The 22,389-nt window shown below is 39.8% G+C and carries 25 protein-coding genes; 11 read left to right on the top strand and 14 right to left on the bottom strand.

Annotation, left to right across the window (positions count from 1 at the left end; translation table 11 throughout):
* Positions 1-35: 35 nt before the first annotated feature.
* Positions 36-485 (bottom strand): hypothetical protein, encoded by a 450-nt coding sequence (locus tag HYU69_12330; GenBank protein ID MBI2271124.1) that lies wholly within the window; start codon positions 483-485, stop codon positions 36-38.
* Positions 486-626: 141 nt separating this feature from the next.
* Between HYU69_12330 and HYU69_12325 the strand changes: the two genes are divergently transcribed.
* The 3 genes from HYU69_12325 to HYU69_12315 all read left to right on the top strand — a co-directional run bounded on the left by HYU69_12325 (position 627) and on the right by HYU69_12315 (position 3,373).
* Positions 627-1,142, top strand: coding sequence for a hypothetical protein (locus HYU69_12325; GenBank protein ID MBI2271123.1), 516 nt, complete (start codon positions 627-629; stop codon positions 1,140-1,142).
* 143 nt (positions 1,143-1,285) lie between these two features.
* Entirely contained in the window at positions 1,286-1,660 is a 375-nt protein-coding gene (locus HYU69_12320; protein MBI2271122.1) for a hypothetical protein, read from the top strand.
* 3 nt (positions 1,661-1,663) lie between these two features.
* Positions 1,664-3,373 (top strand): AarF/ABC1/UbiB kinase family protein, encoded by a 1,710-nt coding sequence (locus HYU69_12315; GenBank protein ID MBI2271121.1) that lies wholly within the window; start codon positions 1,664-1,666, stop codon positions 3,371-3,373.
* Positions 3,374-3,428: 55 nt separating this feature from the next.
* On the opposite strand, the gene HYU69_12310 is transcribed toward HYU69_12315, so the two are convergent.
* The gene (locus tag HYU69_12310; protein MBI2271120.1) at positions 3,429-4,031 is read right to left on the bottom strand and encodes a hypothetical protein; all 603 of its coding nucleotides are present in this window, start codon (positions 4,029-4,031) and stop codon (positions 3,429-3,431) included.
* A gap of 398 nt (positions 4,032-4,429) precedes the next feature.
* On the opposite strand from HYU69_12310, the gene HYU69_12305 reads away from it, so the two are divergent.
* The 4 genes from HYU69_12305 (at position 4,430) to HYU69_12290 (ending at position 6,202) form a co-directional block, all read left to right on the top strand.
* On the top strand, positions 4,430-4,786 hold the full coding sequence (locus HYU69_12305) for a hypothetical protein (protein MBI2271119.1): 357 nt from the start codon (positions 4,430-4,432) through the stop codon (positions 4,784-4,786).
* 92 nt (positions 4,787-4,878) lie between these two features.
* Positions 4,879-5,313 (top strand): hypothetical protein, encoded by a 435-nt coding sequence (locus tag HYU69_12300; protein MBI2271118.1) that lies wholly within the window; start codon positions 4,879-4,881, stop codon positions 5,311-5,313.
* Between the two features lie 29 nt (positions 5,314-5,342).
* A complete protein-coding gene (locus tag HYU69_12295) occupies positions 5,343-5,540 on the top strand; it encodes a hypothetical protein (GenBank protein ID MBI2271117.1) in 198 nt (65 codons plus the stop codon).
* 38 nt (positions 5,541-5,578) lie between these two features.
* Positions 5,579-6,202: a hypothetical protein gene (locus tag HYU69_12290; protein ID MBI2271116.1), complete on the top strand. Its 624-nt coding sequence runs from the start codon at positions 5,579-5,581 to the stop codon at positions 6,200-6,202.
* Positions 6,203-6,471: 269 nt separating this feature from the next.
* On the opposite strand, the gene HYU69_12285 is transcribed toward HYU69_12290, so the two are convergent.
* Together HYU69_12285 and HYU69_12280 are read right to left on the bottom strand one after the other, a co-directional pair.
* Entirely contained in the window at positions 6,472-7,326 is an 855-nt protein-coding gene (locus HYU69_12285; protein MBI2271115.1) for a universal stress protein, read from the bottom strand.
* Between the two features lie 12 nt (positions 7,327-7,338).
* Complete coding sequence (locus HYU69_12280; GenBank protein MBI2271114.1) at positions 7,339-7,806, bottom strand: DUF2267 domain-containing protein; 468 nt, start codon at positions 7,804-7,806, stop codon at positions 7,339-7,341.
* 169 nt (positions 7,807-7,975) lie between these two features.
* Here HYU69_12280 and HYU69_12275 point away from each other — a divergent pair, with 169 nt between their 5' ends.
* Positions 7,976-8,929: a J domain-containing protein gene (locus HYU69_12275; protein MBI2271113.1), complete on the top strand. Its 954-nt coding sequence runs from the start codon at positions 7,976-7,978 to the stop codon at positions 8,927-8,929.
* A gap of 337 nt (positions 8,930-9,266) precedes the next feature.
* Entirely contained in the window at positions 9,267-9,665 is a 399-nt protein-coding gene (locus HYU69_12270) for a cupin domain-containing protein (protein MBI2271112.1), read from the top strand.
* A 91-nt stretch (positions 9,666-9,756) separates the two neighbouring features.
* On the opposite strand, the gene HYU69_12265 is transcribed toward HYU69_12270, so the two are convergent.
* Positions 9,757-10,602 (bottom strand): restriction endonuclease, encoded by an 846-nt coding sequence (locus tag HYU69_12265; GenBank protein MBI2271111.1) that lies wholly within the window; start codon positions 10,600-10,602, stop codon positions 9,757-9,759.
* Positions 10,603-10,815: 213 nt separating this feature from the next.
* Here HYU69_12265 and HYU69_12260 point away from each other — a divergent pair, with 213 nt between their 5' ends.
* Positions 10,816-12,219, top strand: coding sequence for an MBL fold metallo-hydrolase (locus HYU69_12260; GenBank protein ID MBI2271110.1), 1,404 nt, complete (start codon positions 10,816-10,818; stop codon positions 12,217-12,219).
* A 232-nt stretch (positions 12,220-12,451) separates the two neighbouring features.
* On the opposite strand, the gene HYU69_12255 is transcribed toward HYU69_12260, so the two are convergent.
* The 9 genes from HYU69_12255 to HYU69_12215 all read right to left on the bottom strand — a co-directional run bounded on the left by HYU69_12255 (position 12,452) and on the right by HYU69_12215 (position 21,949).
* Entirely contained in the window at positions 12,452-13,162 is a 711-nt protein-coding gene (locus HYU69_12255; GenBank protein ID MBI2271109.1) for a sulfite exporter TauE/SafE family protein, read from the bottom strand.
* A gap of 1 nt (position 13,163) precedes the next feature.
* On the bottom strand, positions 13,164-13,610 hold the full coding sequence (locus HYU69_12250; protein ID MBI2271108.1) for a FixH family protein: 447 nt from the start codon (positions 13,608-13,610) through the stop codon (positions 13,164-13,166).
* A 17-nt stretch (positions 13,611-13,627) separates the two neighbouring features.
* Positions 13,628-15,040 (bottom strand): cytochrome c oxidase accessory protein CcoG, encoded by a 1,413-nt coding sequence (gene ccoG, locus HYU69_12245; protein MBI2271107.1) that lies wholly within the window; start codon positions 15,038-15,040, stop codon positions 13,628-13,630.
* A gap of 3 nt (positions 15,041-15,043) precedes the next feature.
* On the bottom strand, positions 15,044-16,240 hold the full coding sequence (locus HYU69_12240; protein MBI2271106.1) for a c-type cytochrome: 1,197 nt from the start codon (positions 16,238-16,240) through the stop codon (positions 15,044-15,046).
* 225 nt (positions 16,241-16,465) lie between these two features.
* Entirely contained in the window at positions 16,466-18,589 is a 2,124-nt protein-coding gene (gene ccoN / locus HYU69_12235) for a cytochrome-c oxidase, cbb3-type subunit I (GenBank protein MBI2271105.1), read from the bottom strand.
* A gap of 8 nt (positions 18,590-18,597) precedes the next feature.
* Positions 18,598-18,774, bottom strand: coding sequence for a cbb3-type cytochrome oxidase assembly protein CcoS (gene ccoS, locus HYU69_12230; protein MBI2271104.1), 177 nt, complete (start codon positions 18,772-18,774; stop codon positions 18,598-18,600).
* 129 nt (positions 18,775-18,903) lie between these two features.
* Complete coding sequence (locus HYU69_12225) at positions 18,904-21,300, bottom strand: heavy metal translocating P-type ATPase metal-binding domain-containing protein (protein ID MBI2271103.1); 2,397 nt, start codon at positions 21,298-21,300, stop codon at positions 18,904-18,906.
* Positions 21,301-21,347: 47 nt separating this feature from the next.
* Positions 21,348-21,749, bottom strand: a complete 402-nt coding sequence (locus HYU69_12220) for a hypothetical protein (protein MBI2271102.1) — start codon at positions 21,747-21,749, stop codon at positions 21,348-21,350.
* 11 nt (positions 21,750-21,760) lie between these two features.
* The gene (locus HYU69_12215; GenBank protein MBI2271101.1) at positions 21,761-21,949 is read right to left on the bottom strand and encodes a hypothetical protein; all 189 of its coding nucleotides are present in this window, start codon (positions 21,947-21,949) and stop codon (positions 21,761-21,763) included.
* A gap of 157 nt (positions 21,950-22,106) precedes the next feature.
* On the opposite strand from HYU69_12215, the gene HYU69_12210 reads away from it, so the two are divergent.
* Positions 22,107-22,389: PAS domain S-box protein (locus HYU69_12210; protein ID MBI2271100.1), on the top strand; the 283-nt coding region annotated here is incomplete at its 3' end.

Genomic DNA, 22,389 nt, shown 5'->3' with positions numbered 1-22,389 from the left:
TATTTGATTTAATTAATATTGATTGATCACTATTTCTATAGTCCGCTCTTTACACGGTCTGTTTTCTTTCTCTCGGCCATATTTTCATTATCGTCAAATTGAGCGGAAATATGTTCTCCTCTTATATCAAAGGATACGATACAACTTTTATAAGCCGGTATATTGGTTTTGGCAATAAAGCCATCATTGTTATAAGTACCGAGGTCTGATGAAGTGCTGGTATTATCGAAGTCAATGAACACTATTTTACCTGTTACACCTGTATTGTTTACGGGTTTTTGATCTTTGCTGTCAAACAGGTATACAAATGTATTTTCCCTGGTAAATAGCAGCTCAACAAAATAATTCTTTGCGGCTTTTAACCTTCCACTGTGAGGAGGTTTGAAATTGTTAAAAAAGTTTTCATTTTGGGCCGTACAAAATGAGCTTAAAATCATTATGGATGATACAAATATACCCATTCTAATCGAGTGAATTGTTTGCATGTGTATTTGATTTTGCGTAAAAATAGGCATGGTAAATTCAACAGTTAATGATTACGCTCAACAAAATAGGTGATATTTATCATTTAATCAGTGCCGATTCTTTGGTCAATTTGCATTATATGGATTGGAATAATAAAACGAATGGACGATAGAAAAATAAGTATTTGGATTGATGGATATGATGACCTGTTCTCTGATTTTGATTCACGTCCGTATTCAGGTCGCTCACTTTCCGATGATTTCACAGGGGAACTTAGAAAAGTATGCCAGGAAACAAATGAATTGATAAGTGAACTTAAATTGGAATTACCGGGCGGCATCAGGAAAGCGGAGGAAGAAGCAGTAATTATAAAAAGACTGAATAATCATATAAAAAAGAATCTTCATCATTATACAATAGCAATCGATAAAATAAAGAAACGGGGCATTGCATTCCTTGTTTTTGGATTTCTGCTAATGATACTGGTAAGTTACCTGTCAATAGCAAAAATTCAATTGTGGGCAGTGAATATTGCTCTTGTTGTGTTTGAGCCGGCAGGATGGTTTTTGGTATGGGCGGGGTTTGATATGCTGCTTTATTCATCCAGGCATGACCGTACCGAATTGGATTTTTATCATAAACTTTCGAAAGCAAAAATACTTTTTGGTTCTAATTAATATACTAAACAAAAATGAAATAGCCATCACGCCAAAAGGCGTGACTAACCGGCATGAATATGGCAGGGCAAACTGCCAGTGGCAGTTTGAGCCGGTAGGTGTGAAAGCTATCTGACAAGCAACAACTTAAAAATCATATACAGATGAAAGCAAAAACAATACTCGAACTGTTGGCGATCAGCACCAACCTGTATGCCTTGTCAAAAGACAAAGAGCTTATGGAAGACCTCTCTGCATTGGCAGTTAAAGGGAAGAATAAATTTGATGACCTGGTTGAAGATATTAAGGAGTCTAATGAGGATGGTATCTTATACCGGCTGACTCATAAAGCTAACCAGGCAAAAGAAGAATTCGAACTCAGAATGGAGGAAATTTCGGAACGCATGTATAAAAAAATGCATATTGCGCATTCCAACGAAATAAAGGAATTGCAGGAACAGGTGAAAGAATTGAATATTGCTTTAGTGGAGGTACAGCAAAAGATAGCTTTTGTTGAACAAAAACTGGATAAAGTATAAAGCATGGGTGTTTTAAACTATTTCGACTACCAGTTCAGCTACCTTAAGCGGTATAACCAGATTATAAAGGTGTTGTTTAAGTATGGGTTCGAGGACCTGGTGGCTTATATGGAGGAGAAGAAACGATTCTCGTTCCTTAAACGATTTATTCCTAAAAGCACGCTTGATCAGTCGCTTCATTTAACCAAGTGGGAAAAAATGAGGCTGGTGTGTGAAGAGCTGGGACCTTCGTTTGTAAAGTTTGGACAGGTAATGAGCAACAGGCCTGACTTATTGCCCCCTGAGTTGATCACTGAGCTTGAAAAGCTGCAGGATACGGTGCCTCCCTTTCCGGGAAAAGAGGCCGTGCAGATCATTGAAAAAGAGTTCGGCGCGAAAGTAAAAGATATTTTTGCTGATTTTGATGAGACTGCGTTTGCTTCTGCTTCAATAGCGCAGGTACACAAAGCATCGCTCAAAACAGGGGAGAAGGTGGTGGTTAAAATTCAGCGCCCCGCTATTAAGGAGATCATCGTTTCCGATATCAGGGTTATGCTGTATGTGGCCGAAGTATTGATGAAACGCATTCCCTCCCTTAAACATTTTGATCCGGTCGGACTGGTCAGAAATTTTGAAAGCAGCATAACCAAAGAACTTGATTTCATTCACGAATCAGTTAATGTGCAGCGCTTCAAAAATAATTTTCAGAATGATGAAACGGAAGAGGGGCATATCTGCTGTCCTTCTGTTTACCCTCAATATACCACCACCAATATTCTTACGCTTGAGTTCATTGGAGGACTGAAGATATCTGATCTTGAAAAACTGAGATCAAACGGCCTGGATCGGAAATTAATAGCTAAGCGGATTGCGAAATCCTTTTTTAAACAAATATTTAAGTACGGCTTTTTTCATGCGGATCCGCATGCGGGTAATATACTTATCATGCCCGGCAACATTGTTTGTTATATCGATTTTGGTATGATGGGCAGTATATTAAAGAAGGATCTGGAGCAATTGAGCAATCTTTTCTTGTCTATCAAGACCAAGGACGTAAAACGTATTATCAGGGCCATACAACAGCTTTCGGATAATGTAGCTATTTCTAATTTCAGGGAGCTTGAATCTGATCTTAGCGAATTTGTAAATAATTACTCGGTCAGAGAAGTTCACAAAAATGAGTTGAGTACTATTTTGCTTGAATTGAAGGATATTATTGTGAAGCATGAACTGAAAGTACCGGCGCATTTTTTCTTACTTGCAAAGGCTCTAGTTGCTGTTGAAGGTGCGATAAATCACCTCGACCCGGAACTGGACATTACGTTGATGGTGCGTCCATACCTCATCAAAACAATAGCGCGGAATTACAATCCATTGTTGTTCGCAAAACGCTTGTTCAACTCTGTGTACGAAATGGGCATGTACATGGAAGAATTTCCGAGAGATCTGAAGAATGCGATGAGAAAGATCAATGCAGGAGAAATGAAAGTGGAGTTAAATCATAAAGGGATTGATCCCATAACGCATACCATTAACAGAGTCAGCCGCCAGATCGTTTCGGCGGTGATCGTTTCATCACTTATTATTGGCTCTTCCCTGCTTATTGTTGCCGGTATGCCTCCCAAATGGAATGATACATCTGTTTGGGGAATTATAGGACTGATCCTGGCAACAATAATCGGTCTTGGAATGTTCAATAATCTGCGTAAAGGCGATAAAGATACGGACGACTAAAAAAGAGAACGCTTTCAATATTACTGAAAGCGTTCTTTAGCTTAATTTGAATCAATCAATTCAGAAAAGCCTTCTTCAGGTGGTTATAAGCTTCCGAAATTTCATTTTTGAATGTTTCGGCCCGCTTTTCAATTTTATCCGTTTGGGCTTCTACCTTCTTTTTAATAGCATTAAGCTTTTGTTCAAATTCCTTTTTGTGTGCTTCATAAGCATCGCCAAATTCGTATTTACCTGATTCGTAAGCAATGGCTATAATTTCGAGGGTGATCCTGAATTTTCTGATATCGTCAAATAATTTGTCGATCACTTCCCTGTTTGACGGTTCTGATTTTATTTTCTGTTCAACCCGGTGAAGAATATTTTCAATTTTTTTTCTTTGCTCATTAAATACCTCTTTTGCTTCAGCCCTGCCTAAAGCAAGCTGCACCTGTAATTCATCAAATAACGATTTAAGTTCATCTGTTTTCTCTGTACCTGTGTTCTTCAGATCCTTTGTGATCTGCTGAATGGTTTTGCTGAAATTTTTTTTCAGTTCTTCAAATTTATCGCGTGCTTCAGCTTTGCCTAATGAAAGTTGTACCTGTAGTTCTTCAAGTTCAGCTGCCGCTTTCCTGAGACGGTCAATTACCTTGTCAGTAAATGTTGTGTTTGTTTCCATGATCATTTTAGTTATTAATCCGGGTCAAATTACCTGAATTCAACTCTGATATCAAATGACAGAGGTCATCATGTATCTTGATATTTATCAGGGAGAATAGCGAGGCTGTTTAATGATGCATTAAACTACATTGAAAAAAATGCGGTCGTTCAATTTGGATTGAAGAGAAGAGTAAGACCAATTTGGCTTGGCGAGGGCAAAGGGTAAATATTTCTATTACAAGACCTTTTTATAAAAAGGGAGAACGCGCAATATCCATAGGATTTGGATTCCAGTGCTTATAAGCAATATAATTGTTTCCTGTCCTTTATGACCAATGTCAATATCTATTATGACAGGAGTCATTTTTACCCGTCGGGTGATCCTGCATCTTTGTCTGAAATTATCAATATATACTTATGGAACTTGTAATAAGCCAAACACATGTAAGTCCGGTAATAGCTGATTTTATGGAGCAGTTAAAAGAAATAAACCTGATGTATTACGCTTCATCAGCGGCGGAAGAAATGCAGTTTGAAGATATTGCGGAGTTGCATGAGGCCGTAAAGCGCGCAATGGAACTTTGCCTGCATAGTAGAATTCCCATCGACGGGAATTTTAAGCGGGTGTACAAAAGTTCTTATAATGGGATTGTGTACGACTGGAAGTTATCGTTATTGGCTTATAAGCTGATATGCATTAACGGAGGGTCGGCCAATCCCAATGTGGCGCGAATGCAGGTTGATATGATAAAAAATCAATTAAATAATATCTAATACCATGAAATAGCCATATACCGTTCGGCATACCAACCGAAAATGAATATAGCGTATTCCATGTGACCTTTAAAAGCTAAAAATATATACACATGAAACTCTTGACATCACCTACATCAGCTTACCTGCTTGAGGCAGGTCTTGAAGTGTTACATCAGCAAAGTAATGAATGGCGCAGTGAAATCGCCTTCTGGCGCGACGAGACGGCTTTTTTTTACGCGCTTGTTGTCCGAAAAACCGGGAAGGAAGTTCCGGTAAACTCCAAAAAATCACTAGAATTAATAGAAGCAGAATTGATCAGGATCACCGGTGGTGAATTGGATGAATTGCAGCAGGAAGTTGATCTGCATGAATATTTTTTGAGTCATATGCTGCAAATCCGGAAAGAAGACCAAATGGATTACAGGGAAAAACATAAGCAAATGGCGGCAAAGTTCGATAGTTTTGAGAAACGTTTTAAAGCACTAAAGAAAGAAATTTTTAAAGTAGTGGAGTCTTTGAAAAACACGCTCGTTATTCCGCAGTAATGGGATACATCTTTTAAAACAACAATTAAATGAAGACAGTGATTTTTGATAAAATTTATGGCTCAGGAAAACAGCAGCCCGAAGTACCCCCAAGGCCAGGTGAACCGAAAGAACCGGCACATCTGCCTGAAGTAATGCCTTCTCCTGCAGAGTCCCCAAAGGCACCTCCGGCTCCATCACCGGAGGTTAAACCGGTTCCGGGGCCACCTGTTGAGCCGACCCGATAAAAAAATATGCTACGTAACCAATTTTAAAACTCTGAAAAATGAATACTAAAAATGTATTATCCGTTTTATTAATATTTCTGTTTATTCAAACCGCATTTCCACAGGAAGCGGAAAAGGCTAAAAGTGTGGAAAAACGGGATAACTATTTCTATATTGGTCCGATCGATCTTTTTTTCAGTACCCTTCAATTGGGCTATGAGCGCAGATTGAAGAACAATAATACATTCGCGCTTTTGGGCGGTTTTAAACTTTCACAAAAAAACGGTATTGTTGAACGGATAGGAGGGAACGGAGAGCTGGAATACAGGATCAATTTACTTTATAATAAAGAGGCTTTAAACAAGCTGATGAAGAATTATTCAACATTCGCTTATTTTGCACCCTTCTTTATGTACAGGTACGAAGAAGTTAATGAAACGATATACTACGGTCCTGTTTATCCGGATCAGATAAATAAAACAATGGTTAATTCAGGCATGGGCGGCCTGGGATTTGGTTTCAGGCTGACAGCCGTTGAGAATAGGTTTAGTCTGAATGCCTTTGTCGGTGGCGGTTTAAAACTTTCTGATACAAACGGAACAGGAAATTTTACCGCTTTTAATGAGATCGCTTATACCGGCATTGCACCCCGACTTGAATTCCACATGGGGATAGCGTTTTAATTACAAGTCATCTCAAAAATGAATTTAAAAAAAACTAGTACGGCTGGTCACATTGAGCTTGTCGAAATGTTGCGTTGGTGGGCTTTCTCACAGGTTTCGACGGAGCTCAACCTGACCCGGCCACATGATCACTATTTTGAGATTGCTTATAGTGCGGTATAAAATAATTTTGATGCTTTTTTCTTGACTTCTAATTAAAATTTTCGAAGGCCACTTTGTTTCTTCGTTTTTAGTTGGCTACTCAATCTTTGATGCTGATCAGGAAAACATTAAGTAAATATTATCGGATCTTTCCTGTAATGAAAGGCCAGTAATGGAACGTTAGTGTGGTAAACCATCTTTTTCGTAACACTTTTTCCGAAAAGTTTATCAATGAAATTACGGGGATGAGTTGACATAGCCAGCAGGTTGATCGATCTTTTCTTTACATATTCTTGCAACTTTTTTTCTACTGAGCCGCCATAGAGCAGGTGGTAGGTCACTTTTTTATATTTTATTTTGCTGCCTGTCTTTTTTATAAACTCGTTTAATAATTCCTGTTCGCCTTGTTTCACATATTCTCCATCTGAAATATGTACAACTTCAATTTTAGCGTTGAACATCTTCCCAATTTTAGCGAGGTTTTTCAATGCAAACACATCTGTAATGCGGTAATCAGTGGCATACAGAATGTTTTTAATATTCTCAAAAGATGCTTTTTCGGGCACTGCAATTACAGGAACCGGTGATTTTTCTATTACTACCGCTGTATTGCTGCCGATAAAGGTTTCCTTAAGGCCGCCGGCACCTTTTGTGCCCATTACCACGAGATCTATCTTTTTATTTTTAACGGTATCAATTATCACATCAACAGCGAAACCCTGTTTGCTTATATAGCTGCATTTAATTTTACCCGCTTTTGTAACTTTTTCAGCTATCGCTTTTAATTGTTTAATGGAGACTTGTTCTTCTGCTTCAAGCTGCTCAAGTACATATTCAGCCGGAACTTCGGGCGTTATATAAGTGGATTGAAATGAATGCAGAAGTATGATCTTCGCTTTTTTCTTTTTCGCCAGGTTGATAGCATATTTCAGAGCATTGCCCGCATTTTTTGAAAAGTCTGTAGGTACTAATATTGTAGTCATTTGTTGCAGATTTTATTTTATTGTCGCGTTAGTATACTCTAAACTCTCTTTCACCAGCTTTTTCATTTCTCCCGGAAGTACAGCAATTATATCTTTAAATTCACCATCCGAAACATATTTTTTCATTGTTCGTAATACCGCTGCCAATGCATATACCACATCATCAACAGTCGAGAAGTCTTTCCAGGGTGGGGCTTCGTCCCCGCATATAATTTCCATTACAAAATCTATCTTTTTGCGGCTTTTGATCTTCTTTTTACCCGGCCTCCACCCATCAATATAAAGTGCCTTAAGTACCATCGGAAGCGGAGCTATAAGCTGGAAATTCTCTTCAATAGTCAGGTGATTCCTGAGTGTGTAAAACACAGTGCGTAATACACGACCCGCACGTTTAGTATCTGATCTGTTGCCAAATTCGGCGGCTAGTTCATGCAAAAATTGATTTCCTTTTTGCGCGTGTTTATCAAAGTTAAATGGCATATGAATTATTTTTGTCAAATCTACTTTACGAGACCTCTCGAAGTAATGACCATAGTCAGGTTTAATTGTGACTTATATCATTCGGCAGACTGAACAGCACATCTATTTTTGAAACGCTATATTTATAGGATAAAATAGAATGATTAAAATTAAATAGCTTTTTGATAAAATGAATTACAAGGATTATTATAAAATATTAGGGGTTGAAAAGTCGGCTTCTGCTGATGAAATTAAAAAGGCTTATCGTAAGCTGGCTGTAAAATACCATCCGGATAAAAATCAGGGAAACAAGGCTGCTGAGGAAAAATTCAAGGAGATCAATGAAGCCAACGAAGTGTTGGGCGACCCTGAAAAAAGGAAGAAGTACGATGAGTTAGGTGCGAATTGGCAGCAGTACCAGCAACAAGGGGCTAATACGGGCGATTTTGATTGGTCGCAATGGCAAAATGCGGGTGGAGGTAAACGCTATACCTATAGCACCGGTGACGATGACTTTGGAGGCGGCGGACAATTCTCTGATTTTTTTGAAAATATTTTCGGAGGAGGAGGGGGAGGTTTTGGAGGACGAAGCCGGGGTCCATCAAAAGGCGCAGATTATAAAGCGGAAGTGGAGGTATCACTTGAAGAAGCATATACCGGTACAACCCGCCAGTTTGAAATTGAGTCGGAGAAGCTGCAAATTAAAATTAAGCCCGGCGTTAAAGATGGCCAGGTGCTGCGGCTGAAAGAGAAAGGTGCCTATGGCAGCAAAGGTGCAAAAAGGGGAGATGTTTATATTACTGTGTTTGTCTCTCCACACACACACTATGTAAGAAAAGGTGACGATGTTTATTGTGATATACCTGTTGAGTTTTACACCTGTGTACTTGGCGGCAAAACCATTGTGAGAACACTGAAGGGAACGATTAAAATAGATATTGCGAAAGAAACAGAGAACGGAAAAACATTCAGGTTAAAGGGGCTCGGGATGCCGCTGTTTGGAAAAGAAGGCCAGTTCGGAGACCTGTACGCCACAATAAAAGTGATGCTGCCGAAAAATCTTGCTGAAAAAGAAATTGCTTTATTTAAAGAGTTAGAAAATATCAGGAATAAAAAGAATGGTGAAACGGTTAAAAACGGATAAGGGGGGACAAAGGTTAATGCTGACTTAACAGAGGTTATTATAAAGCAAGTGATAATAAATATTATTAATGTTTGTAGAATTATATTGTTTAACAGCGGGTGGGCCGCGACAAAACGCGGTGCCGTGTAGCTTTGTGCGGCAGGAATCGTTTTGTCTTGATTTCTTTTGTTACTTTTCTTCATCAAGGAAGAAAAGTAATTTCACGATTTAAGGGTTAAGGTGACTTAAAATATGAACTTAATTGAATTAATTAGCGAATCAATAAACTAATTTCAAGGGTTTCGAAACCACTTTCAGTGGCCCCCGAAAAGATACAAACTAAAAAACGAAAAGAAAGATGAAGGGATTCAAATCAGGCATCGAAAAAGACACCTTGGAAAACACAAACTTCCGGAAAGTATTATACACGAGTAAACACCTTCAGCTCGTACTCATGAGCCTTAAAGGCGGCGAAGAGATCGGGGAAGAGATCCACCACGACAATGACCAGTTTTTCCGGTTTGAAAGCGGAACAGGGAAATGCATTATTGATGGAAATGTTTACAACGTGAAGGACGGCGATGTTATTATTGTACCCGCAGGCGCGAAGCACAATATTATTAACACCGACACCGGCACGGAGTTAAAAATGTACACCATTTACGCTCCTCCTCATCATAAAGACGGAATTGTTAGGCATACCAAAGCAGAAGCCGAAAAGAACGAGGCCGAATTTGAAGGTGTAACAACCGAGTAATTTTTAAAATTACTTTACAATACTTTCAAAGAATTAAATATTGTCCAGGTAATGTGCGTAGCAGTATATGCTGAATTATAAAAATCAACAATTATTTTTTTGTACTGCAAAGAGAGTTAATCTCCTTGAATATTCCATCAAAGCGATTCGGCCGTATGTTTATGCTCATTAATAATTTCGAATTATTGCTTAACTCTTTACTCAGAACAATTTTATTATCCAGTAATCGCTGCTTTTCGGTTTTAGTTAATGTACTTAAGCAGGTAACAGGGTAAAGCATAGAATTGTCAATTTGTTCACGCAGGCTCCCTTTTTTGGGGAAGTCCCATCCGATCAGGTTTAATCCGACACAAAGTCCGTACTGAATGGCGTCTGTCGAAAACCGGGTATTCGTTACTACCCAACGCTGGTTGAACTTTGAGCCATTGCCCGGGATAGTTGCCAAGTGTTGTTCCACATCTTTAAAACGGGCCTGGATGTATAAAGGGATCTTTACATCGCATATTATTCCTGTGGTATTGTGGTATTTACATTCAATTAAATAATGATTGTTTCCCTTTTCAGCGATCACATCTATCTCGTGATTTACACAATGCCCTTTCAGGACTTCTCCTACTTTTACCGAAAAGCCCTGTTGCTTTAATATTTCACCGATATATTTTTCAAAGGGATAGCCGGAGGGGCCAAGCTCCATAATGGCCTGTTTAAGTTTATATTTGGCCGCGATGGGTTTAGATGTTTTTCGCAGCAAGGCAAATGCTTTATGGTAGATCTTTTTAGTTGAAATTCCTTCAAATAAATTTTTTTCGACCTCAGCTATGATGTTGTTAATTATAGCTTCACCTGCCCCCGATCTTTCCAGTGAACGTTTAAGTTTTTCGGTAGAGAACGGTACCTGTTCGCCTGAAGCTTTTGTTATAATAATGTTTTGCGGCATGGTATCCTTTGGTTGTTGATATTGTGTACGTGATCCTGTTGCAATTTACGCATAATGATCACTGGTAATTATATTGTTGATGTAAAAAAGATCGGAAGTTTGAAGTCTGGTGATTTCCAACTTCTGTCTTTGGACTTCCAACTTCTGTCTTCCAACGAAATAGAAGTTATCTAATCAATAACCTATCTTTATTGAATTAAAAACAAGATAAATATGCAGATACGATTTTTAGGCGCAGCTCAAACGGTTACCGGGAGCAAACATTTACTCACTACTACAAAAGGAAGAAATATTTTATTGGATTGTGGTCTTTTCCAGGGTAGGGGAGCTGATAACGATACCCTTAACCGGGTATTCGCTTTTAAGCCTGAAAACATTGATGCGGTTATATTATCGCATGCGCACATGGATCATAGCGGTAACTTACCTAACCTTGTCAAACAGGGTTTTGCCGGTAAAATTTATTGTACACCTGCCACATACGACCTCTGCGAGATCATGTTAAAGGATAGCGCGCATATTCAGGAAGGAGATGTTACCTACATCAATAAAAAAAGAGTAAAAAAGGGTAAGGCGCAATTAAAGCCGCTATATACACTGCATGATGTTGAAAAATGTCTCGGACATTTTCAAACCATTCCTTACGAACATTGGTACACAATAAATGATGAGGTAAAGTTCATGTTCACCGATGCCGGGCATATTTTGGGCAGCGCAGCAGTCAATCTTATTTTAAGCGATACAGGCAAAGAAACAAAGGTGTGTTTTACCGGGGATATAGGCCGTTCAAGCGATCTGTTGTTAAAACCGCCGGCTCCGTTTCCGCAGGCGGATTATATTCTGTGTGAATCGACATACGGGAACAGGTTACATGAACCCATTGAAGAAGCTGAACAAAGATTGCTCCGCATTGTCCGACAAACCTGTGTTGAAAAAAAAGGTAAATTGTTGATCCCCGCCTTTAGTCTTGGTCGTACGCAGGAGATCGTTTATACACTCGACAGGCTGCAGACCTCAAAGCAGTTGCCTCCTGTTAAAGTGTATGTTGATAGTCCGCTTGCCACCAATGCCACCAATATTATGCGGTCGCACCCGGAGGCATTCAACGAAAAAGTGATCGAGTATTTAAAGAGTGATCCGGACCCGTTTGGATTTAATAACCTGATATATACCCGCAATGTGACAGAATCGATGGATATTAACAGCTCGACCGAGCCCTGTGTCATTATCGCCGCATCAGGCATGATGGAAGCCGGAAGGATAAAACATCATTTGAAACACAATGTTGGTGATGCGCGAAACACGTTGCTGATAGTGGGTTATTGTCCACCGGAATCACTGGGCGCTTCTTTTTTGGCTAAAGAAAAATTTGTGCGCATTTTCGGACAGCAGTATGAAGTTAAGCTGCAAATTGAGGTGATGAACTCTTACAGTGCTCATGGAGATTATAAGGAGATGATAGAATATTTATCCTGCCAGGATAAAACAAAGGTGAAGAAAGTTTTCCTTGTACATGGTGAGCCGCAGGTTCAAAAGGATTTTAAGGAGAAATTAACAGCAATTGGATTTGCTGATATCGCTATACCTGCACCGGGCAACAGTTTTACGCTTGAATAAGGCATGTGTTTTTATCAGGCGACTGTGAATATCTTTCAGAAGGGTCATAATATATGACATTTTCACGTCGTGATTATATAATACCGATGTGATATCTGTAATGGTCCAATTGCATTGGCCCAAACAGCTATCCGATCGGCATTATACCAAATACTGATTGGACTATATATAAATCAATTTGGTATAACTTGTAGCGCGGCGCGGCTATGTTGTATTTTTCCAATAATGAACTTCATTTACGGCAGCAGTTTAATGTGGGGCTTTCAGTATTGACCAGCTTTGGACTGATATACGGAATACCCAGGTTGGCCCCGCGCAGAATTAACAGGATGGCCATGGATATTATAAATACAGGTACAGCCCGGTTTATTTTCTGCCGTACGTCAACGCTGATATTGCTTCCAAAAAGTGAAATAGCAAACATAACGGGAAAAGTACCTAGTCCGAAAATTGCCATGAACAAGGCACCTGAAGCGGAATTGCCGGTGGCCATCGCGCCGGCTATGCCCATATATACCAATCCGCATGGTAATAATCCATTCAATGTCCCGATAAAATAACGTGAATACAATGATCTGTTGTGTATATATTGTCTTAATGAATTTTTTAAAGGAGTAATTATCCCGGATATAATACCTGTTGGCCTTAAACTGTTTGTGATCTTATCCGGTAATACTGCAATTATCAGAATGATTGTCCCGATTGTAACAGATAAGAGCTGCTGGTAACCCGCGAGCACGAAAGTTTGTCCGAGTAATCCGAAAAGTCCTCCGAGCAAGGTGTAAGTAGTTATCCTTCCCAGATTGTAAAGAACAGTCCCCGCAATTTTATTTAATGAAGTATCATTGTTCAGCGGCAATAACAGTGTTATTGGCCCGCACATGCCTACGCAGTGAAAACTGCCCAAAAAACCTAAGGATATGGCTGCAATAAAAAAGCTCATCTTAGTTCATGAATATTGATTCTTCAAAATAATAATCTTTATTTTCCATTTTCCAATTGATCTGCATTTTGTATAATCCCCTTTTAAATTTTCCGGAAGATATGACCTGGTCGTTTTTAATGTCAATGATAAGTTTTGTCTGAAGATCCAACGAAGCGTCCGACGGACGGTATAACCTGATCGTTCCTGTGGCATTTTTTTCAAGCAGCTCTTTAGGAAAGCTGATGTGCACCGATTTATCCTTCGCCTCACATACAATAGTACCGCTTAATGTATTCATATTGTTTATCGCATCTATCTTACCCTGGAATTTTATTTCCTGGTCGTAATAATCTGCCGAAACGAGGTCGACCTTCTGGTTGGAAGCCAGAAAAACCAGTGTAATTATCATCGCAACAAAGCCGATGTATAATAGCGCTATTTTATGCCCCCAGTTCATTTGTATCATGATAATTTGTTTTGCAGTTACTTTGAAACCGGTCCAAAGAAACTGGTTTCTATTATTTTTATTTTCTTGTCAGCCGAATAAATTCCGACCTTTAATTTTGTTTTTCGCGCTTTGATTTTTCTTTTGTCAAGAATAATGAAGAACTCTCCCTGTGCATGGTTTTCACCTGCAACCTCAAGGCCTTCTTTACCTATCAGTTTAATTTCTCCGTTAGCTGATTCCAGTTTAAGCCGGACCGGCATATTCGTACGTGTTTTGTTTTCCAGTTTAATATTGTAAATATTGCTCACATGTATGCTGTCAGGCTGCTCCTGGTAAAGCAGACCGCGGGCACGGATGATGCTGACATCAATATCACTGCGGCTGATTATAAGAAACGATTCGAGTCCGATCAACACAAGCAGCACACAGCTATAGGCGATCAGCCGGGGAGTGATCTTCAATTTTTGTTTATTGATAATGCCGTTTTCCGAATCATAACGGATGAGCCCTTTCGGCAGGCCAACACTTTCCATCATGTGATCACAGGCATCAATGCATGCGGTGCAGTTCACGCATTCCAATTGCGTGCCGTTGCGTATATCAATACCGGTCGGACAAACTTTAACACATTGATCGCAATCAATGCAGTCACCAATTGTACGCGTCTCATTTTTTTTAAATTTGCCGCGCAATTCACCGCGGATATAGTCGTAGGCAACAACAATAGAATTTTTATCCAGCAATACTCCCTGCAAGCGTCCGTACGGACAAACCACGAGGCAGGCTTGTTCACGGAACAACGCAAAAATAAAATAGAATACGCCCGTGAACAGCCAAATGGATACAAATCCTCCTATGTGAGCTGAAATTGGATCCTGAACGATCCTGAACAGTTCATCAATACCAATTATGTAAGAGAGGAAAGTGTTGGCAATAAGAAACGCAACCAGCATGAATATTGTATGCTTGGAAATTTTCTTAATGATCTTATCTCTGTTCCATGGACTTTTATTCAGCGCTTTTTGGTGTGTACCATCGCCTTCGATCCAGTATTCTATTCTCCGGAAAACCATTTCCATGAAAATTGTTTGCGGACAGGCCCATCCGCAAAAAACACGGCCAAACACCACAGTAAAAAGAACTATAAACAGTATAAAGATGAGCATGCCTAAGCCAAACAGAAAAAAATCCTGGGGCCAGAACACCATGCTGAACAAAATGAATTTCCCTTTAACAATATTGGCGAGGAATAGGGGATTGCCATCTATTTTAATAAAAGGGATCGTGAAAAATGCTATAAGATAGATTATACTTGTTAACGTACGTGCATTATACAGCTTTCCTTTTGGCTTCTGCGCATAGATCCATGCCCTGTGACCTTCCTTGTCAATGGTTGATATCGAATCCCTGAATGATTCGTTCCGGCCTGTATCTGTCTTTTCGGTCATACATTATTTTATTGCCGGCGCCTCTGTTTTAACTATTGTGTCGGATTTAATGATCAGTGAATCTGTTTTGATACGTAGCGAATCGGAAATGGTCGCTTGTTCTGTATACAGATCTCCCTGTTTTTCCTTCGCATTAGGCGGGTTAGTGCCATGCAGCGTTTTTATGTATGAAGTAATGTAGGCAGTTTGAGACGGAGATATCTCATCTTTCCATGATTTCATTCCTTTGTCAGGGAAGCCGTATTTAATTGTTTTGAAAATATCTTTAACACTTCCTCCATGTATCCAGTAATCATCCGTAAGATTCGGGCCAACCTGACCTTCTCCCTTTCTACCATGACAAGCCGCGCAATTATTCATAAAAAGTTCGTGCCCTTTTTCAATACTTGCCTCGTCAGTAAGAAGTTTGACATTGGTTTCATCAACCAGGTTAGCGGCCTTTTTCATGTACTCTACAAGATCCGCATCCGCTTTTTTAATTTCTTTTTCATATTCCGCGATCTGAAGGTCACCCGCGTAACTGATGTGATAGTATGTAAAATAAGCAAATGCCCATATGACGGTAATATAGAAACCATATTTCCACCAGGGTGGGAGATCGTTATCCAATTCGCGTATGCCGTCATAACTATGATCAAACATGATTTCGGCTTCTTCTTCAATAGCAACCGATGCGTTAAGCTTATCAATTAATCCCGGAAGTTCATTTTCCACACTTGCCAGAGCGGCCTTTTTCACTTCCCGTTCTTCAATTCCCAATAGTGTTCTTACACTCGAGAGTAAAACGGTGATGATGAGCAGTTCGATAAGTATAACTGTAATTAATAAGTAAAATATATGCTGATCAAGGCCGCCTATCCTGTAATCTGCAGCAGCCGGAGCAGCTTGTGCAAAACCATTGGTGGAACTCATCAATAAGAGGAGCGTGATGACTCCTAAATGTATTCCGTTCTTATTATTTTCATCTTTGGCATATTGGGCTGTGTTCTTTAAAACATCGGTCAATACCACAATTACAATAAGCAACAGAATAATTACACCCGCCAACACAAGCAGTAAGGGATTTGACCAAAAGGGTGGTTCGGAGACTTTAACGCTTTGTGCGAGCACGGAGCCCGGAATAAATATGCTAATGGCTAAACCATGTATTGATCTTTTAGATCTCCGGAATTTTGATGATATTTTTTGAATTGAGTTCATAAAAATATTTTTATGGATTGATACTAGCTTGATCACTCTTGAGCGGGATCTGCTCCAATTCTGTTATTTGCTCTTTTTTTACGCTGAAAGCCCAGAATGTTACAACTGAAAAGAATATCACAAATATGAAAAGTGATATCATCGGGTAGATGTCGATCCCGGCTATTGAGGTTAAATAATTAATGAATTTCATGGTAGAAATATTATGTTAGAAATAACTTCTTGTTAATTTTTAATTACGGGCTGCGCTTTTATATCTTTTCCCAAACGCTGCAGGTAAGCAATAATGGCAACGATCTCTTTATCTGAAGCTGTTTCAATTTTATCATTTTTAAGGTTGGCTGCAATTTCATTAGCCTGTTTCATAAGATCTTTGTTAGCGATCCTGTCATAATCTTTCGGGTATGGCACACCAAGTGTTGTCATAGCCCTGATCTTGCCAGGTGTACTGGCCGTATCAAGGTTATTGTCAAGCAGCCAGACATAATTGGGCATAATTGAATACTCCGCCATTGAGGTTGGTTCCAGCATATGATTATAATGCCACGAATCGGGATATTTTCCGCCAATTCTTGCCAGGTCGGGACCTGTGCGTTTGGATCCCCATTGAAACGGGTGATCATAGATAAATTCTCCTGCTTTGGAATATTCTCCGTAACGCGCCGTCTCCGACCTGAACGGACGAACCATTTGTGAGTGACAGGTATAGCAGCCCTCCCGCACATAAATATCGCGACCCTGTAACTCAAGCGGTGTATATGGTTTAACACTTGCAATGGTCGGTATATTTGATTCGATAAGGAATGTGGGCACCATTTCGATCACGCCGCCCACAAGCACTAAACCAAGACTTAACAGGAGTAATTGAACAGGCCTGCGCTCTATCCATCTGTGCCAGTGTTCTTCGTTATGTTCTTTATAAACAGCTGCCAATGGTGCAGCTTCAGCTTCTTCATCCGCCAGAAAGGTCCCGATCTTTACTGTTTTGATAAGGTTGTAGGTCATCATTATGGCACCGATCAGGTACATTGTGCCTCCTACAGAGCGCAGCACATAAAAAGGTTTCATGCGTACCACGGTTTCAATGAACTGGTATTGCAGCTGGCCTTCTTCAGTAAATTGTTTCCACATTTTGCTTTGTTCAAATCCTGCCCAATACATTGGCACAGCATAGAAGAGTATACCCAATGTCCCAAGCCAGAAATGCCAGTTGGCTAATTTTTTCGAGTACAGATCGGTTTGAAACAGGCGTGGTATCAGCCAATAGAGGATACCAAAGGTCAGGAAGCCATTCCAGCCGAGGGCTCCAACGTGCACGTGAGCGATCGTCCAATCGGTGAAGTGGCTGATCGCGTTTACACTTTTTAATGATAACATGGGACCTTCAAATGTGGCCATGCCGTACGCGGTAATGGCTACCACCATAAACTTAAGTACCACGTCCTCGCGGACTTTGTCCCATGCCCCGCGCAATGTCAGCAGTCCGTTTATCATACCTCCCCACGATGGAGCAAGAAGCATTATTGAGAATACAACACCAAGCGATTGTGCCCAGTCTGGTAATGCGGTATACAACAAGTGGTGCGGACCGGCCCAGATATACAGAAAAATAAGTGCCCAAAAGTGAATGATTGATAGGCGATAAGAATAAACAGGACGATTGGCCGCTTTGGGAATGAAATAATACATCAGTCCCAGATAAGGAGTGGTCAAAAAGAAAGCTACAGCATTATGTCCGTACCACCATTGTACAAGTGCATCCTGCACTCCCGCGTACCATGAATAACTTTTCATGAATGAAACGGGAATCTCAAATGAATTAACAATGTGCAGCATCGCTACTGTGACAAACGTTGCAATAAAAAACCAAATGGCTACATAAAGATGACGTTCTCTCCTTTTAATGATGGTACCGAACATGTTCCAGCCGAAAACAACCCATATCAGGGCAATCGCAATATCAATAGGCCATTCCAGCTCGGCATATTCTTTACCTGTTGTGAAGCCGAAAGGAAGTGTTAATGCCGCCGAAACAATGATCAATTGCCATCCCCAGAAATGTATCTTACTGAGCAGATCACTGAACATACGTGCTTTGCATAAGCGCTGCAAAGAATAATAAACGCCCATAAAAATGCCATTGCCCACAAATGCAAAGATCACCGCATTGGTATGCAGGGGTCTTAAACGGCCAAATGTTGTTTGTGATATCCCCAAATTCAGCGCCGGGTATACTAGCTGTAAGGCGGCCCATACACCTACAAGCATTCCAACAAGTCCCCAAAGGATAGTTGCAAAAGCGAACTGCTTAACTATCTTATTATCGTATCTGAATCTTTCTATTTCCATATAATATGTTATTTTTTTGTGTTTGCGGATTGGTCAGGATTTTTAACCGGATCATCGAAAAGCATTCGGATAGAGGGGGTGTAGTTATCATCATATTGGCCGTTTTTCACAGACCATATAAATGCGACAAGGAAGCCGGCTGCTACAGTTAAACTTACTCCAACCAAGAGGAAAATCGCGCTCATCATCACAGCTTTAACTACTGAACAAAAATAAAAGCTATGAATACACGCTATAATGACCGATGTCAGACCTGGACATGATATTTATCAGGTTTGTCTGATCAATAATTGCATGAAGGGGAAACGAAATGATCAGATCATAATCTTTTTAGCCACCAAAGTGCTCACTCCCGTGGTAAAAGCAACAATAGAAATTGAGCTTATGGGCATGAGTATTGCCGCTATTACAGGAGAGAGTGTACCCTGAACAGCAAATGTCAACCCGATAATGTTATAAATAATGGAAATAATAAAACTTCCGATAATTATTTTCTTACCGGCTTTCGCATACTCAAAAAATGATCCTAATCGGCTGAACATAGTGCCGTCCAGAATTGCATCACATGCGGGTGAAAAATTATTAATGTTATCTGAAACCACAATACCGGCATCGCTTTTTTTAAGGGCTCCCGCATCATTCAATCCATCTCCTATCATAACTACTTTATGTCCGTTTTTCTGCAGCTGTTCAATAAATTGAAGTTTGTTTTCGGGAGACTGGTCGAACAGGATCGTACTTTCAGTTCCAAGCAGCTGTATGAGCCGCTTTTGCTCGGCGGAATTGTCGCCGGAAACAAGAGCAAGCCTGTATCTCTCTGAAAGTTGTTTGATCAGTTCTTCAAAACCTTTCCTGTATTCATTTTGAATAATAAAATGTCCGGTCAATTTATCGTCGATCCTTACATATACTTTTCCCGCCACGGGTGCATGTTCTTTTATGCCCGTAACAAATGAGGGCGAACCAATGCGGATGTGTTTTCCTTCAACGATTCCTTCCATTCCTTCTCCTATAAAGTGTTTGAAATGGCTAACCGGCAATTGTACACCCGAACTCAGATGGTAGCTTATCGCAAGACTCGATGGATGGGTAGATTGCCTGACCAAAGCGAATATCTGATCTTTTTGTGAAGAGCTGAGTTCCGAACCTTCCCAGGTAACCAATGCATTATTATTTTGCGTAATGGTTCCTGTTTTGTCAAAAACAATAGTATCGGCATCAGCAATTGATTCAATAACTGACGCGTTTTTGATGTAGAATTTATGGTTGCCAAAAATGCGAAGCATGTTACCGTTGGTGAATGTAGCCGAAAGCAGCAGGGCGCAGGGACAGGCAACAATAAGCACGGAGGTTATGGCGTTCAGGATCTTTGAAGGTTCATTCACATACCAGTACAAGCCAGCTGATGCCGCGATAGCGAAAAGGATCCAGGTAAATTTCCTGCTGAGTTCATGAATGAACGAAATCTTCTTTTCGCTGCTGCGATCGAATGTTTCATCGTTCCACAATTGAGTTAAATAGCTCTGCGAAACTTCTTTAACCACTTCCATTTCCAATGTTCCTCCTAATTGTTTTCCTCCGGCGTAAACAATTTCACCCAGTGTCTTTTCTATGGGGACAGATTCGCCTGTAACAAAACTGTAATCAATTGCAGCCTTGCCGTAAAAGAGGATCGAATCGGCAGGAATAAGTTCATTGTTATGGATCACTATACGGTTGCCCACTTTCAGCTGTGAAACAGGAATGTTCTCTTCTATTCCGTTTTTTTTAACAGTTACTGAAATAGGAAAATAAGACTTGTAATCCCTTTCAAACGAAAGTGATTGATAACTCTTGTCCTGGAAGAACCGTCCGATCAGCATAAAGAAAACAATGCCTGACATGGAATCAAGATATCCGGCCCCGGTTCCGCTTATGATCTCATATATACTGCGTGCGAATGTTATAATTACGGCAAGCGCTATAGGTGCATCAATGTTCAGGAATTTTTGTTTTAAGCTTTTCCATGCTGAAATATAAAATTCAGATGCGCTGTAGAAAAATACAGGCAATGAAAGGAAAAGGTTGAGATAACCGAAAAACTCTTTCATTCCTTTGTCGGTATAATTACCGTATGAAAAGTATTCCGGAAAACTAAGCATCATTATATTCCCAAAACAAAACCCGGCTAATCCCAATTTAAAAATCCGTGAACGATCATAGGTGGTAATTTTTTTATCTTCGATATCATTCAGGCTAATGTGAGGTTCATACCCAATTTGTGTGAGCTGCTCTGCAACTTTTCTGAGCGAAAATCGATCTACATGAAAGATGATGGTTATTTCTTTTCTTTGAAAATTTACCCGGGATTGAATAATGCCGGCGTCTAATTTGTGTAAGTTTTCCAACAGCCATATGCATGAACTGCAATGGATCTGAGGAAGGTAAAAGGTAACCCTGCTTTGTTCATTGTCTGTAAAATGAACCAGCTTATTTATTACCTGCCGGTCATCCAGATATGAGAATTTTCCCTCACGGACTTTTATCTTTTGAGTAATTCCCGGATTTCTGCTAAGGTCATAATATTCGCATAGTCCGTTTTGATCGAGTATCCCAAACACAAGTTTACAGCCTTCGCAGCAAAAGTGTTTATCATTATGGTAAAGATTTTGGTCCTTGCATTCCTCTCCGCAGTGATAACATTTGTATGTAGTTCCGATAATGGCGGCCATAATGCTGAAATTAAAAGGGTACTTGGATAACCGGGACCGGGGACGATCTACTTTTCTCCTGTAAAGACCGGGTCTCCTTTTAATGGCGCTATATCCTCTCTGAATTTATCGATGATGTTCTTTTCGTCAATCGTAACAGGGGATTTAGCAGCGGCGATCTTTTGAAGAATATCCACAAAATCATTTTTCTTTTTTTCGGTCAGATAATATTCATTCAGCTTCATCTCACGCATAGCCCATTCATACGCGTTATGAACTTTTGTATGATCCTTTGCCAGTATCTGGAAGATGATCTCGGAATAATCAAAGTCAATATTGTGATCCTTGAATTTATCCACTAATAAATTATGAAGCGCCGTTCTTTCTACCTGTTGGATAGCTCCGTCAGCAGCAGCCACGGCATAAGCCAATTGACCAAAAGCGTAATATAGACCCTGAATATTATCCATTTTATTTAAGTTTAAGTTTTATTCAATACTACTACAATTCCGGCAATTAAAATAATCGTAGCTATCAAAAGTCCGCCGGCCAGCATATGTCCGGTAGAAAAGCTGATCCATAAGCCATAAGTATAAATAATCCCTGCCAGTGATAAAAATACAGTTAATGCATTTTTTTCCATCTTTTTATTTTCGTTTGACGAGTTCATAGTATTTGTTTTTTACAAAGGAACGATTCGCTTAAAAAAATTAAAATGATTTAACTCAGCCGTTCGATATGATTTTTATCATGTTTTGTGCCGAAATCATGCCTTATTTTTGGAAATGGATTGTATCTTTATGGCGTAACCTGTCATATTTGATGCAATGGAAAACAATGGAAGTTTGGATGCATTATTTGAATTTGCGACAGAGGGCATATTGATAACCAATCAGGCGGCCGAGATCATCAGGATAAATCCAAGTGCAGAGCGTTTATTTGGTTATAGTAAGGGTGAGTTATTGGGAAAAAAAATAGAAGTACTTATCCCCAATCGCTTTTCAGAATCTCATGTTAAACATCGCACAGATTTTAATGAAAAGCCTAAAGCCAGATCAATGGGTGCCAACATTGAATTGTTTGGTAAACGAAAAGATGCCTCCGAATTTC

The organism is Bacteroidota bacterium, assembly GCA_016183775.1.
Lineage (GTDB): Bacteria > Bacteroidota > Bacteroidia > JABDFU01 > JABDFU01 > JABDFU01.
Note: the sequence above shows the minus strand (reverse complement) of the source record. Positions and strands in the feature narration are given on the sequence as shown.